Annotated in this window: 20 protein-coding genes; all 20 read right to left on the reverse strand. The window is 40.8% G+C overall.

Features of this window, described 5'->3' with window-relative positions; genetic code table 11:
* Positions 1–20: 20 nt before the first annotated feature.
* The 20 genes from truA to rplE all read right to left on the reverse strand — a co-directional run bounded on the left by truA (position 21) and on the right by rplE (position 11,918).
* Complete coding sequence (truA, locus tag LC455_RS27575) at positions 21–761, reverse strand: tRNA pseudouridine(38-40) synthase TruA (RefSeq protein WP_223595829.1); 741 nt, start codon at positions 759–761, stop codon at positions 21–23.
* 12 nt (positions 762–773) lie between these two features.
* Entirely contained in the window at positions 774–1,571 is a 798-nt protein-coding gene (locus LC455_RS27580; protein WP_223595830.1) for an energy-coupling factor transporter transmembrane component T family protein, read from the reverse strand.
* A complete protein-coding gene (locus tag LC455_RS27585; RefSeq protein ID WP_223595831.1) occupies positions 1,568–2,437 on the reverse strand; it encodes an energy-coupling factor ABC transporter ATP-binding protein in 870 nt (289 codons plus the stop codon). The genes LC455_RS27580 and LC455_RS27585 overlap by 4 nt, the downstream gene beginning before the upstream one ends.
* Positions 2,413–3,252 (reverse strand): energy-coupling factor ABC transporter ATP-binding protein, encoded by an 840-nt coding sequence (locus tag LC455_RS27590; RefSeq protein WP_223595832.1) that lies wholly within the window; start codon positions 3,250–3,252, stop codon positions 2,413–2,415. Before LC455_RS27590 ends, LC455_RS27585 begins: the two co-directional genes overlap by 25 nt.
* A gap of 347 nt (positions 3,253–3,599) precedes the next feature.
* Positions 3,600–3,962, reverse strand: a complete 363-nt coding sequence (rplQ, locus tag LC455_RS27595) for a 50S ribosomal protein L17 (protein WP_223595833.1) — start codon at positions 3,960–3,962, stop codon at positions 3,600–3,602.
* Positions 3,963–4,014: 52 nt separating this feature from the next.
* Complete coding sequence (locus LC455_RS27600; protein ID WP_223595916.1) at positions 4,015–4,959, reverse strand: DNA-directed RNA polymerase subunit alpha; 945 nt, start codon at positions 4,957–4,959, stop codon at positions 4,015–4,017.
* Between the two features lie 173 nt (positions 4,960–5,132).
* Positions 5,133–5,522, reverse strand: coding sequence for a 30S ribosomal protein S11 (gene rpsK / locus LC455_RS27605; RefSeq protein WP_026574109.1), 390 nt, complete (start codon positions 5,520–5,522; stop codon positions 5,133–5,135).
* Between the two features lie 21 nt (positions 5,523–5,543).
* Positions 5,544–5,909 carry a 30S ribosomal protein S13 gene (gene rpsM / locus LC455_RS27610; RefSeq protein WP_223595834.1) on the reverse strand — a complete coding sequence of 122 codons (366 nt, stop codon included), beginning with the start codon at positions 5,907–5,909 and terminating at the stop codon, positions 5,544–5,546.
* 23 nt (positions 5,910–5,932) lie between these two features.
* Positions 5,933–6,046, reverse strand: a complete 114-nt coding sequence (gene rpmJ, locus LC455_RS27615; RefSeq protein WP_000868344.1) for a 50S ribosomal protein L36 — start codon at positions 6,044–6,046, stop codon at positions 5,933–5,935.
* Between the two features lie 37 nt (positions 6,047–6,083).
* Positions 6,084–6,302 carry a translation initiation factor IF-1 gene (infA, locus tag LC455_RS27620; protein ID WP_007085268.1) on the reverse strand — a complete coding sequence of 73 codons (219 nt, stop codon included), beginning with the start codon at positions 6,300–6,302 and terminating at the stop codon, positions 6,084–6,086.
* 279 nt (positions 6,303–6,581) lie between these two features.
* Positions 6,582–7,232, reverse strand: coding sequence for an adenylate kinase (locus LC455_RS27625; RefSeq protein ID WP_223595835.1), 651 nt, complete (start codon positions 7,230–7,232; stop codon positions 6,582–6,584).
* 58 nt (positions 7,233–7,290) lie between these two features.
* Positions 7,291–8,586 carry a preprotein translocase subunit SecY gene (gene secY / locus LC455_RS27630; protein WP_223595837.1) on the reverse strand — a complete coding sequence of 432 codons (1,296 nt, stop codon included), beginning with the start codon at positions 8,584–8,586 and terminating at the stop codon, positions 7,291–7,293.
* Complete coding sequence (rplO, locus tag LC455_RS27635; protein WP_223595839.1) at positions 8,586–9,026, reverse strand: 50S ribosomal protein L15; 441 nt, start codon at positions 9,024–9,026, stop codon at positions 8,586–8,588. The genes secY and rplO overlap by 1 nt, the downstream gene beginning before the upstream one ends.
* Before the next feature lie 32 nt (positions 9,027–9,058).
* Positions 9,059–9,238: a 50S ribosomal protein L30 gene (gene rpmD / locus LC455_RS27640; RefSeq protein ID WP_223595841.1), complete on the reverse strand. Its 180-nt coding sequence runs from the start codon at positions 9,236–9,238 to the stop codon at positions 9,059–9,061.
* A 13-nt stretch (positions 9,239–9,251) separates the two neighbouring features.
* Positions 9,252–9,752 (reverse strand): 30S ribosomal protein S5, encoded by a 501-nt coding sequence (gene rpsE, locus LC455_RS27645; RefSeq protein ID WP_223595843.1) that lies wholly within the window; start codon positions 9,750–9,752, stop codon positions 9,252–9,254.
* 24 nt (positions 9,753–9,776) lie between these two features.
* Complete coding sequence (gene rplR / locus LC455_RS27650) at positions 9,777–10,139, reverse strand: 50S ribosomal protein L18 (protein ID WP_223595845.1); 363 nt, start codon at positions 10,137–10,139, stop codon at positions 9,777–9,779.
* 32 nt (positions 10,140–10,171) lie between these two features.
* Positions 10,172–10,708, reverse strand: a complete 537-nt coding sequence (rplF, locus tag LC455_RS27655) for a 50S ribosomal protein L6 (RefSeq protein WP_223595847.1) — start codon at positions 10,706–10,708, stop codon at positions 10,172–10,174.
* A gap of 31 nt (positions 10,709–10,739) precedes the next feature.
* Positions 10,740–11,138, reverse strand: coding sequence for a 30S ribosomal protein S8 (gene rpsH / locus LC455_RS27660; RefSeq protein ID WP_223595849.1), 399 nt, complete (start codon positions 11,136–11,138; stop codon positions 10,740–10,742).
* Positions 11,139–11,168: 30 nt separating this feature from the next.
* Positions 11,169–11,354 carry a type Z 30S ribosomal protein S14 gene (locus tag LC455_RS27665; protein ID WP_034676107.1) on the reverse strand — a complete coding sequence of 62 codons (186 nt, stop codon included), beginning with the start codon at positions 11,352–11,354 and terminating at the stop codon, positions 11,169–11,171.
* Positions 11,355–11,378: 24 nt separating this feature from the next.
* Positions 11,379–11,918, reverse strand: coding sequence for a 50S ribosomal protein L5 (rplE, locus tag LC455_RS27670; protein WP_223595851.1), 540 nt, complete (start codon positions 11,916–11,918; stop codon positions 11,379–11,381).
* Positions 11,919–11,930: the final 12 nt, after the last annotated feature.

Raw genomic sequence — 11,930 nt, forward strand, 5'->3', positions numbered from 1 at the left:
GCTTCATAACTGCCGGCCACCTAGTTATAAAAAACTTCCCAAAGATACAAACCATGTGCTGGTGCGGTTTTTCCGGCAAGGCGTCGGTCTTGGCCAGCTATGATTTCAGCCATATCCGACGGCGAGCGATTACCAACTCCAACTTCTAGTAATGTTCCTACCAATATCCTAACCATATTATATAAAAAGCCATTCCCTATGAATCGAATCACAAGCAAGTCGCCATCCACGACAAACTCAATGCTTTCAATCGTACGAACTTTGTCTATTACTTCTGTTTTCGAAGCACAAAAACTCGTAAAGTCATGAGTACCAAGAAAGTATTTACTAGCTTGCTTCATGGCATCGACGTCTAAAACATATGGATACTGATATGCAAAATTCCGCTGGAACGGGTCCCGCTTAGAAGAAAGATGTATTAGATAACGGTATTCCTTTCCTGCAGCATCAAAACGAGCATGGAAGGAATCGTTCACTTTCTCTACCGAAAGCACCGAAATATCCGACGGCAGCATGGAGTTTAACGCCATCTCCCATTTACGTTCCGGAATAGGCAGGGCTGAATCAAAATGAATGACCTGACCTTTTGCGTGAACACCAGCATCCGTCCTGCCTGATCCTGATACCTTTACCGGCACACCCTTATGCATTTTTGCTAAAACAGTTTCTAGCTCTAATTGCACAGTCCGCTTATTTGGCTGAACCTGGTAACCGGAAAAACCCGAGCCATCATAGGATAGGATGCATTTATACCTTTGCATGAATTCGCCCCATTATGAACGTAATAAAAATAATAAAACCGATAAAACGACCAAAATCATAAGCTGCACGGAATCTGCTATATGCCAGCTTAATTGGCGGTATTTCGTCCGTCCTTCGCCGCCGCGATAGCCCCTTGCCTCCATCGCAATCGCCAGCTCTTCTGCACGCTTAAAAGAACTCACAAATAAAGGAATAAGCAGGGGAATGACCGCTTTGATTCTTTCTTTAAAGGGTCCGCTGGCAAATTCCACGCCACGGGCCATTTGCGCCTTCATAATCTTGTCCGTTTCCTGCATGAGTGTCGGAATAAACCGTAAAGAAATTGACATCATTAACGCCATTTCATGAACAGGAAACCGAACTTTTTTTAACGGATGCAGCAATGTTTCAAGCCCATCTGTAATTTCGATCGGTGTGGTTGTTAAGGTTAATAAGGACGTCATTAAAATTAAGAAGAAGAAACGTAAGGAAATAAAAATCCCCTGCCGTAAGCCTTCCTCATAAATTTTCAATGGACCTAATTCAAAAATGACTGCACCTTGTTTTGTAAATAACAGCTGCAGGACTAACGTAAATAAAACAAGCCACAGCACAGGTTTAAGACCGCCATATAAAAAGCGAATTGGTATCCTTGATAAACCAAGCATTAAAAAAGTATAAATTCCAATAAGTGCATAGGTTACAACGTTATTAGCGAGAAAAATGATACAAACAAATAAAAAAATGAGAATCAATTTTGAACGTGGATCCATCTTGTGAAGGACCGAATCTGCAGGAACATAGCGGCCAAAAATCATTTTTTCCATCATGAGCGTACACCTCTGCTTAAAAAGTCTGAAACTGCAGATGATAACTCGTCAATGGAAAGATAAATTTTATCTAATTTCATGCCCATTTTTTCCTCAACCTTAAGCTGAAAACGAACCACTTCTGGAACATCCAATCCCATTTGCACTAATTCCACAGGGGTAGAGAAAATCTCCTCTGGTGACCCTTTTTTGGCAACCTTGCCTTGCTGCATAATCACAATTTGGTCGGCATATCGTGCGGCATCCTCCATACTGTGGGTCACAAGGATCGTGGAAAGACCTCTATCCTGATGAAGTTGATAGAACATATCCATTATTTCTTTTCGGCCGCGAGGATCTAAACCTGCAGTAGGCTCGTCCAAGACAATGACATCTGGTTCCATCGCCAGCACACCAGCAATGGCTACGCGGCGCATTTGCCCGCCTGACAGGTCAAATGGTGACTTTTCTAAAATTTCTTCACTAAGTCCCACTTGCTTTAGAGCAACTCGTGCTCGTCTTTTTGCCTCTTCTTCGGTAACTCCAAAATTAAGCGGTCCAAAAATAATGTCTTTTTCAACAGTTTCCTCAAACAATTGATGCTCCGGGAACTGAAAGACAATCCCAACTTTTTGCCGTACTGGTTTGAGATTTTTATTCTTTTGTTTCGCTTTTATTTCATTGTCCCCAATTTTCACCATTCCGTCTGTTGGCTGCAGAAGAGCATTCAAGTGCTGTAACACAGTAGACTTCCCGGATCCTGTATGACCAATCAAAGCCAAATAGGTCCCGGAAGGAATATCGATTGAAACGTCTTGAATAGCTAATCTTTCAAATGGGGTATTTGCTTGATAACGGTACTCTACATGTGAGAGCGAGATGTCCATAGCTCTTTCACCAACTCTTCTTCCGATAAATAGTGCCTGGATAAATCAATCCCTTTTTGACGGAATGCTTTGCTCATTTTAACTGAAAAGGGAATATCCAGCCCAAGTTGTATCAATTGTTCATCCATCGAAAAAATCTCTTCTGGTGAACCTTCTTTAAATACCTCACCTTTATTCATCACGATGATTCGGTCCGCTTTCGCCGCTTCCTCTAAATCATGTGTAATTGAAATAACGGTTAGTAACTTTTCTTCTTTTAAACTTCTAACCGTCTCTAACACTTCTTCCCTGCCCTTTGGATCAAGCATCGACGTTGCTTCATCTAAAATAATAATCGATGGTCTTAAGGCTAGTACACCTGCGATTGCCACCCGCTGTTTTTGACCGCCTGATAGATGGTGGGGCTCTTGATATAGAAACTGATCCATTTTAACTTTTTTGAGTGAATCCTCAACTCTTAGGACCATTTCTTCTCTTGGTATTCCGTTATTTTCTAAACCAAAAGCCACATCATCCTGTACAGTTGTCCCAACAAACTGATTATCAGGGTTTTGAAATACCATTCCGATTTTTCTCCGGATGTCCCAGATTGATTCTTCGTTCAGCTTTACATCGCCAACAGTAATTTCGCCTTCCTTGGGAAACTGCAGGCCATTTAAAAGTTTTGCCATTGTCGATTTTCCCGAACCATTATGCCCGACAATGGCCAGCCATTCCCCTTCAAAAATGTCGAAGGAGACATTCTTAAGGGCATAGCGCTCTTGTGAATCGTATTGAAAAGATACTCCCTTTAGAGATACAATTGACTTTTTCATCAAGCAATCCCCCACTAAGCTAGACTATTCTCATCTCTTATTTTCTTTTAAATACAAAAAAAGCCTGCACCTCGACCCAGTTGCAGCACTGCGCTTCAGAGACTGCAATAAAAGGGATTTCTATAATAGAAATGGGAGGAGGTGCATGAGCTAGACAAGTCGCAAAAAGGAATAGAAGTAATCCTTCCGGGAAAAAATCATCGCTCCATTTTAGTGGAGTCACGCTCATCATAACACTCGTTTGGCTTGATAAAACTATAAAATATTGAATTCCATTTTACAGAAAAAGGGCAAAGAACAAGTTTGTTTGTAAACTGTCCAGCGCCCTTGTTGTCTGTTAAAAGGTATTAAACTAACTCGATAATAACCATTGGCGCACCGTCACCGCGGCGAGGTCCAAGTTTCATAATACGAGTGTATCCACCTTGACGCTCTTGGTAACGTGGAGCGATATCAGTGAAAAGTTTTTGTACAGCATCTTGACCGTTTTCAGCGTTAGCAACTTCGTTACGAACGTAAGAAGATGCTTGACGACGAGCATGTAAATCGCCGCGCTTACCTAAAGTGATCATTTTTTCAACTGTCACACGAAGTTCTTTCGCGCGAGTTTCAGTTGTTTCGATGCGCTCGTTGATAATTAAATCTGTAGTTAAATCACGTAGCATAGCTTTACGCTGTGCACTTGTGCGTCCTAACTTTCTGTATGCCATGAAGGGTTCCCTCCTTTGTTGAAGTCATAAAACGGATTATCATAACGCATGACTAGTCGTCTTTGCGTAAGCCTAATCCAAGCTCTTCTAGTTTTGCCTTCACTTCTTCAAGTGATTTACGGCCTAAGTTACGAACTTTCATCATATCTTCTTCAGTCTTATTGGCTAATTCCTGAACAGTGTTGATTCCAGCACGCTTCAAGCAGTTATAAGAACGAACAGAAAGATCAAGTTCTTCAATAGTCATTTCTAGAACCTTTTCTTTTTGGTCTTCTTCTTTTTCAATCATGATTTCAGCATTTTGTGCTTCATCAGTTAAACCAACAAAGATGTTCAAATGCTCGGTCAAAATTTTTGAACCTAGAGCAATCGCTTCTTTTGGCCCAGTGCTTCCATCTGTCCAAACATCAAGCGTAAGCTTATCATAATTTGACATTTGGCCAACACGTGTATTTTCTACCTGGAAAGCCACACGAGCAACTGGCGTATAAATCGAGTCAATTGGAATTACACCAATTGGTTGATCTTCTCTCTTATTCTGATCAGCCGGTGTATAACCACGACCACGTTTAGCCGTTAAACGCATGCGAAGATGACCATTTGACGCTAATGTCGCAATATGAAGATCTGGATTTAAAATCTCAACATCACTGTCATGGGTAATGTTGCTTGCTTTTACAGGTCCTTCACCTTGTACATCAATCTCAAGTGATTTTTCTTCATCAGAGTAGATTTTTAAAGCTAGCTTTTTAATGTTTAAAATGATGGATGTTACATCCTCTACGACGCCTTCAATTGTTGAGAACTCATGAAGTACCCCATCGATTTGAATCGATGTAACAGCGGCACCTGGGAGTGAAGATAATAGGATACGACGTAAGGAGTTACCCAAAGTAGTACCATATCCGCGCTCAAGTGGTTCTACGACGAACTTGCCATACTTGGCATCATCGTTGATCTCAACCGTTTCGATTTTTGGTTTTTCTATTTCGATCATCATTAACCCTCCTTCAAAACGTCGAAACTCGATTAGTTAGTAAGCTAACCGAAATTCCCCCATGTTTACGTTCCCGTTTTGTGCACAACAACTGGAATAAATCTTCTGTATGTTGCCAAAATTTAATATCATATCCCATTATAGACATATGATACAAAATCTATACAGAAAAATTAAACGCGACGACGTTTTGGTGGACGGCATCCATTATGAGGAACTGGTGTAACGTCTTTGATAGCAGTTACTTCAAGACCAGCAGCTTGAAGAGCACGGATTGCAGCTTCACGGCCTGCACCAGGTCCTTTAACAGTAACTTCTAAAGTTTTCATACCATGTTCAATGGAAGTCTTAGCTGCTGTTTCAGCTGCCATTTGAGCTGCGAATGGAGTAGATTTACGAGAACCTTTAAATCCAAGCGCACCAGCACTTGACCAAGAAATTGCATTACCATGAACATCAGTGATTGTTACGATCGTGTTGTTGAAAGTTGAACGGATATGAGCAATACCTGATTCAATATTCTTTTTAACACGACGCTTACGTGTATTAGTTTTACGTGCCATTTAAATAACCTCCTTTGCCGATTACTTCTTCTTGTTCGCAACAGTCTTACGAGGACCTTTGCGTGTACGAGCGTTGTTTTTCGTATTTTGTCCACGAACCGGTAAACCACGACGATGACGTAATCCGCGGTAGCAGCCGATTTCCATTAAACGCTTAATGTTAAGAGAAACTTCACGGCGAAGATCACCTTCGACTTTTAATTTGTCGATGATGTCACGGATTTTGTTTAATTCGTCTTCTGTTAAATCACGTACACGAGTATTTTCAGAAACACCAGCTTCTGCTAATACCTTTTGTGCAGTATTTTTACCAATACCATAAATGTAAGTTAAAGAGATAACTACACGCTTTTCACGTGGAATATCTACACCAGCAATACGTGCCATAATGAGCGCACCTCCTTCAATGATTAACCTTGTTTTTGTTTATGTTTAGGGTTTTCACAGATAACCATAACTTTTCCGCGTCTACGGATAACTTTGCACTTTTCGCAGATCGGTTTAACAGATGGTCTTACTTTCATTATCCTAACCTCCTTAGTAGTACGGAGTGCAAGCGAATTATTTGAAGCGGTAAGTAATTCTTCCGCGTGTCAAGTCATATGGAGAAAGCTCAACAGTAACCTTGTCTCCAGGAAGAATCCTGATGAAGTGCATGCGGATCTTACCAGAAACATGAGCCAGCACAGTATGACCATTTTCTAATTCTACCTTAAACATCGCATTTGGCAAAGTTTCAATGACTTTACCCTCAATTTCAATTACATCATCCTTGGCCATCAACTCGTCTCCCTTCTCTATTCAAAAATAGTATTCGAAAATGTAAAATTAATCTTCTTATAGGTACAACAATAGCAACCTTAAAATTTTAACATATTGTACAGCATCTGTCCGCAAGTAAATTCTACATTTTTAGGAATTTCTCAGTCCTCATGTAAGTCTTGCCCAACTCTCGGTCCTACATACTAAGTACAATAGAAAAGCCATTTTCTCCCACATACTTTTGTTTTCTTTTGAAGAGATGTTCGAGAGTCGCCCGCTCAGTGTTGCCAATGATCATTAACGTACATCCTCAAGTAATTGCTCGATGTCAGCAAAAACTTTGCGAATATCCTGTTGACCATCAATCGTGCGGAGATAGCCTTTTGTTTCATAAAAAGTTAATAATGGCTCTTGTTGTTTGATGTTGACGTCTAAACGGTTTTGAACGGTTTCCGCATTATCATCAGCTCTTTGATAAAGCTCGCCGCCACACTTGTCGCATTTACCTTCGTTGGCAGGAGGATTAAATACTAAATGATAAGTAGAGCCGCAGTTCTTACAAATCCGACGTCCAGTCAAACGATCCATTAATATACTTTTATCAACGTTAATATTGATTACATAGTCGATTTTTTTATTTAAATCAACTAGTAAGTTTTCCAACGCATCTGCTTGAGGTACTGTTCTAGGAAAGCCATCCAGCAAAAATCCTTTTTCACAGTCATCTTTGCTTAATCGTTCACGAACAATGCCGATTGTTACTTCATCAGGAACAAGTTCACCTTTGTCCATGAAGGATTTTGCTTGTAATCCTAGTTCAGTTCCTTCTTTCATCGCTGCACGGAACATATCTCCAGTTGAGATATGAGGGATGCCGTATTGCTCTACGATTCTTTCAGCCTGAGTACCCTTTCCGGCACCCGGAAGCCCCATTAATACTAAATTCACACGTGTTCCCCCCTCGTGCTATATTTGGTTTCAGGGGCCAATAGGTCCCCAAAACCTTTTACTTTATAAAACCTTTATAGTGACGTTTAACAAGTTGTGCTTCAAGTTGTTTCATCGTTTCAAGTGCAACACCGACAACGATGAGCAAGCTTGTTCCGCCTATTTGTGCCGATTGCGGCAGGTTCGCTAATTTAATGAATAAAACAGGAAGAACCGCAATAACAGATAAGAAGATCGCACCAACAAATGTTAAACGATATAAGACGCGTGTTAAGTATTCTTGCGTGCTCTTACCAGGACGTATGCCAGGAATATAGCCGCTTTGCTTTTGTAAGTTTTCCGCTGCTTGTTCAGGGTTAACTTGGATAAAGGCATAGAAATAAGTAAACGCGATAATTAATGCTGCATAAAGAGTCATCCCGATTGGATGAGAATAGTCAAATACTTTTGTAATCCAAAGTGTAACATCATTCGTTGGAAAGAATGAGGCAACTGTTCTTGGCGTTACGATGAATGAAACGGCAAAGATAACAGGGATAACACCGGCTGCGTTAACTTTTAACGGCATATGAGTAGATTGGCCACCCACCGGATTGCGTCCTTCTACAACGCGTTTCGCATATTGAATAGGAATTTTACGTGTTGCTTGCTGGATAAAAATAACTCCAACAACAATGGCAATAACAGCAAGAACTATTAATGCAACTGTAACAATACGTAGGAACAGAGCTTCTCCTGCATTTTCGAACTGTTGAACATAAATTTGATTAACTGTGTTAGGAATGGCAGCAACAATACCGGCGAAGATGATGATCGAAATACCATTTCCGACACCCTTCGAGGTAATTTGCTCACCTAACCACATCAAGAAAGATGTACCAGCAGTTAAAACCGTAGCAATCAATAGATAAGTTCCGATTCCAGGGTTTTCAATTAATTGGCCACTGGCTAAGTTATTAAAGCCATATGACATACCTAATGCTTGGATAAATCCAAGCACAACAGTGAAATAACGAGTGAATTGAGCAATCTTACGACGCCCTGCTTCCCCTTGTTTGGACCATTCCGTAAATTTTGGAACAACATCCATCTGTAAAAGCTGAATGATAATCGAAGCGGTGATATACGGCATGATACCCATTGCAAAGATGGAGAATTGTTTCAATGCTCCACCGCCAAAGGTATTTAAAATTCCGAAGACACTTAGCTTATCCTGATTAGCAAGAACCTCAGCATTTACATTCGGTACAGGGATAAATGTACCTAGTCGAAAAACGACTAACATTAAAAGGGTGAAAATAATTTTATTCCTTATCTCACCCACGCGCATAAAATTGGAGATTGTCTGGAACATTAGATCACCTCAGTAGTTCCACCAGCAGCTTCGATAGCTTCCTTAGCAGCAGAGGAGAATTTGTGAGCTTTTACAGTCAACTTTTTCTCTACGTTCCCTTTAGCAAGAACTTTAATTCCTGCTTTTTCGTTACTTACAACGCCTGTTTCGATAAGAAGTTCTGGAGTAACTTCTGTACCTTCTTCGAAGCGGTTTAATGCATCAAGGTTCACAACTGCGTATTCTTTACGGCTAATGTTAGTGAAACCGCGTTTTGGTAAACGACGGAATAAAGGTGTTTGACCACCCTCAAAACCAACACGTACACCGCCGCCAGAACGAGCGTTTTGACCTTTATGACCTTTACCTGCAGTCTTTCCTTGGCCAGAACCGATCCCGCGTCCTAAACGTTTGCGCTCTTTACGAGAACCTTCGGCAGGTTTTAATTCATGAAGTTTCATATTGGCACCTCCTTATGAAAGAAAACAATGGATTATTGTTCTTTTACTGTTACAAGGTGAGCAACTTTGTTAATCATACCGCGAATCGCAGCGTTATCTTGGTGCTCAACTGTTTGATTTAATTTACGTAAACCTAGCGCTGTAACTGTTGCACGTTGGTCCTCAGGGCGACCTATAACGCTCTTGTTGAGGGTAATTAAAAGTTTCGCCATTTGATTTCCCCCCTTATCCTAACAGTTCTTCTACTGATTTACCACGTAATTTCGCTACGTCTTCAGCACGTTTTAATTGTTTTAAACCATCAACTGTAGCACGTACCATATTAATTGGAGTGTTTGTGCCTAATGATTTAGAAAGGATATCTGCTACCCCAGCTAATTCAAGAACCGCACGAACTGGACCACCAGCGATAACTCCTGTACCTTCAGAAGCAGGCTTAAGAAGAATTTCACCAGCACCAAAACGTCCAATTACTTGGTGAGGAACAGTAGTTCCAACCATTGGTACTTCCACTAAGTTTTTCTTTGCATCTTCGATAGCTTTACGAATTGCATCAGGTACCTCTTGGGCTTTACCAGTACCGAAGCCGACATGACCGTTTTTATCTCCCACTACGACAAGTGCAGAGAAACGGAAACGACGTCCACCTTTAACAACCTTCGCAACACGGTTAACTGTAACTACGCGTTCTTCTAGTTCAAGTTTGTTTGGATCAATACGACGCATCTTTAAGTGTCCCTCCTTTGTCTATTAAAATTGTAGGCCGTTTTCACGAGCAGCATCAGCTAATGCTTGAATACGTCCATGGTATAGGTATCCTCCACGGTCAAATACAACTGCAGAGATCCCTTTTTCTACCGCACGTTTAGCAACTAATTCTCCGACTTTTTGTGCAGCTTGAACGTTGCTTGTAGATTCAAGACCGAAGTCTTTTTCTATTGTAGAAGCACTTGCTAAAGTAACTCCATTCATGTCATCGATAATTTGAGCATAAATGTGTTGGTTTGAACGGAACACATTTAGACGTGGACGAGCTGAAGTTCCGCTAAGTTTCGCACGAACACGAGCATGTCTTTTCTTGCGAGTAGCGTTTTTATCAAGCTTCGTAATCATTTACGTCACTCCTTTCGTTTACCTATGCGGCATTACTTACCTGTTTTACCTTCTTTGCGACGAACAAATTCGCCTTCGTAACGAATTCCTTTGCCTTTATATGGCTCTGGAGGACGAACTCCGCGAATATTGGCAGCTAATGCACCAACACGTTCTTTATCAGTACCTTTAACGATGATCTTTGTGTTAGTAGGTACTTCGATTTCAAGACCTTTTTCAGGTTCCATTTCAACTGGATGAGAGTAACCAACGTTTAATACAAGCTTAGTACCTTGCTTTTGCGCACGGTAACCAACCCCGATTAATTCTAAGCCTCTTTCGAAGCCTTTGGAAACACCTTCAACCATGTTCGCAATCACAGCACGAGTTGTACCATGTAATGCGCGGATTTCTTTTACATCAGATGGACGAGCCACTGTAATGATGTTCTCTTCAACAGTGATCGCAATCTCAGGATTAAAAGTACGAGTAAGTTCGCCTTTAGGGCCTTTTACTGTAACTGTATTGTTATTTAAAGTAACCGTAACTCCAGCTGGAATTTCGATAGGTTTTTTTCCTACGCGAGACATTTAGTGCACCTCCATTCATTCAAAAACTCGATTACCAAACGTATGCTAAAACTTCTCCACCGATTTGTTTTGCACGAGCTTCTTTATCTGTAATAACACCTTGTGATGTAGATACTAGTGCGATACCAAGACCGTTAAGAACACGTGGTACCTCAGTAGATTTTGCATAAACACGAAGACCAGGCTTACTTATGCGCTTAAGACCAGTAATAACACGCTCATTATTTGTACCGTACTTTAAGAAGATACGGATGATACCTTGTTTGTTGTCGTCGATAAACTCAACGTCACGTACGAAACCTTCACGCTTTAAGATTTCAGCGATTTCTTTTTTCATATTAGAAGCAGGCACTTCTAACTTTTCGTGACGTACCATGTTCGCATTACGAATGCGAGTAAGCATATCTGCAATTGGATCTGTCATGACCATTATTTTTACCTCCTTCCACAACTCTGGGTTTTACCAGCTAGCTTTTTTAACACCAGGAATTTGTCCTTTGTATGCTAATTCACGGAAACAAATACGGCAAAGCTTAAATTTACGGTATACAGAGTGCGGACGGCCGCAACGTTCGCAGCGAGTGTACTCCTGTACAGCATATTTAGGCGTGCGTTTTTGTTTCGCAATCATTGACTTTTTAGCCACGTTTTCGCCTCCCTTATTTAGCGATTACTTTTGGAATGGCATTCCAAATTGAGTTAAAAGTTCACGAGATTCTTCATCAGTGTTAGCAGTCGTTACGATAACGATATCCATACCACGAACTTTGCTTACTTTATCGTAATCAATTTCAGGGAAGATTAATTGTTCTTTAACACCCAAAGTATAGTTACCGCGACCGTCGAAAGCTTTCTTAGAAACACCACGGAAGTCACGTACACGAGGTAAAGAAACAGAAACTAATTTATCCAAGAATTCGTACATGCGCTCACCACGAAGAGTAACCTTTGCACCGATTGGCATACCTTCACGAAGACGGAAGCCAGCGATAGATTTTTTCGCACGAGTGATAAGTGGCTTTTGACCAGTGATCGTTGCTAATTCTTCAACAGCGTTATCAAGAGCTTTTGCGTTTGCAACTGCATCACCAACACCCATGTTTACAACGATCTTTTCGATCTTAGGAACTTGCATAACTGATTTATAGTTGAACTTGCTCATTAGAGCAGGAGTAATTTCTTTAACAAACTTTTCTTTTAGGCGGTTCATGTGTGTACCTCC

Source organism: Neobacillus bataviensis (assembly GCF_019969725.1).

Excerpts from the sequence above, each read along its gene's own strand:
- rplR (WP_223595845.1), bottom strand. The coding sequence starts at position 10,139 with ATGATTACGAAGCTTGATAAAAACGCTACTCGCAAGAAAAGACATGCT.
- rplO (WP_223595839.1), bottom strand. The coding sequence starts at position 9,026 with ATGAAACTTCATGAATTAAAACCTGCCGAAGGTTCTCGTAAAGAGCGC.
- rpsM (WP_223595834.1), bottom strand. The coding sequence starts at position 5,909 with ATGGCACGTATTGCTGGTGTAGATATTCCACGTGAAAAGCGTGTAGTT.
- rpmJ (WP_000868344.1), bottom strand. The coding sequence starts at position 6,046 with ATGAAAGTAAGACCATCTGTTAAACCGATCTGCGAAAAGTGCAAAGTT.
- rpsK (WP_026574109.1), bottom strand. The coding sequence starts at position 5,522 with ATGGCACGTAAAACTAATACACGTAAGCGTCGTGTTAAAAAGAATATT.
- LC455_RS27580 (WP_223595830.1), bottom strand. The coding sequence starts at position 1,571 with ATGATGGAAAAAATGATTTTTGGCCGCTATGTTCCTGCAGATTCGGTC.
- secY (WP_223595837.1), bottom strand. The coding sequence starts at position 8,586 with ATGTTCCAGACAATCTCCAATTTTATGCGCGTGGGTGAGATAAGGAAT.
- LC455_RS27600 (WP_223595916.1), bottom strand. The coding sequence starts at position 4,959 with ATGATCGAAATAGAAAAACCAAAAATCGAAACGGTTGAGATCAACGAT.
- infA (WP_007085268.1), bottom strand. The coding sequence starts at position 6,302 with ATGGCCAAGGATGATGTAATTGAAATTGAGGGTAAAGTCATTGAAACT.
- rpmD (WP_223595841.1), bottom strand. The coding sequence starts at position 9,238 with ATGGCGAAACTTTTAATTACCCTCAACAAGAGCGTTATAGGTCGCCCT.
- rpsH (WP_223595849.1), bottom strand. The coding sequence starts at position 11,138 with ATGGTCATGACAGATCCAATTGCAGATATGCTTACTCGCATTCGTAAT.
- rplF (WP_223595847.1), bottom strand. The coding sequence starts at position 10,708 with ATGTCTCGCGTAGGAAAAAAACCTATCGAAATTCCAGCTGGAGTTACG.
- truA (WP_223595829.1), bottom strand. The coding sequence starts at position 761 with ATGCAAAGGTATAAATGCATCCTATCCTATGATGGCTCGGGTTTTTCC.
- LC455_RS27590 (WP_223595832.1), bottom strand. The coding sequence starts at position 3,252 with ATGAAAAAGTCAATTGTATCTCTAAAGGGAGTATCTTTTCAATACGAT.
- rplE (WP_223595851.1), bottom strand. The coding sequence starts at position 11,918 with ATGAACCGCCTAAAAGAAAAGTTTGTTAAAGAAATTACTCCTGCTCTA.
- rpsE (WP_223595843.1), bottom strand. The coding sequence starts at position 9,752 with ATGCGTCGTATTGATCCAAACAAACTTGAACTAGAAGAACGCGTAGTT.
- LC455_RS27585 (WP_223595831.1), bottom strand. The coding sequence starts at position 2,437 with ATGGACATCTCGCTCTCACATGTAGAGTACCGTTATCAAGCAAATACC.
- rplQ (WP_223595833.1), bottom strand. The coding sequence starts at position 3,962 with ATGGCATACAGAAAGTTAGGACGCACAAGTGCACAGCGTAAAGCTATG.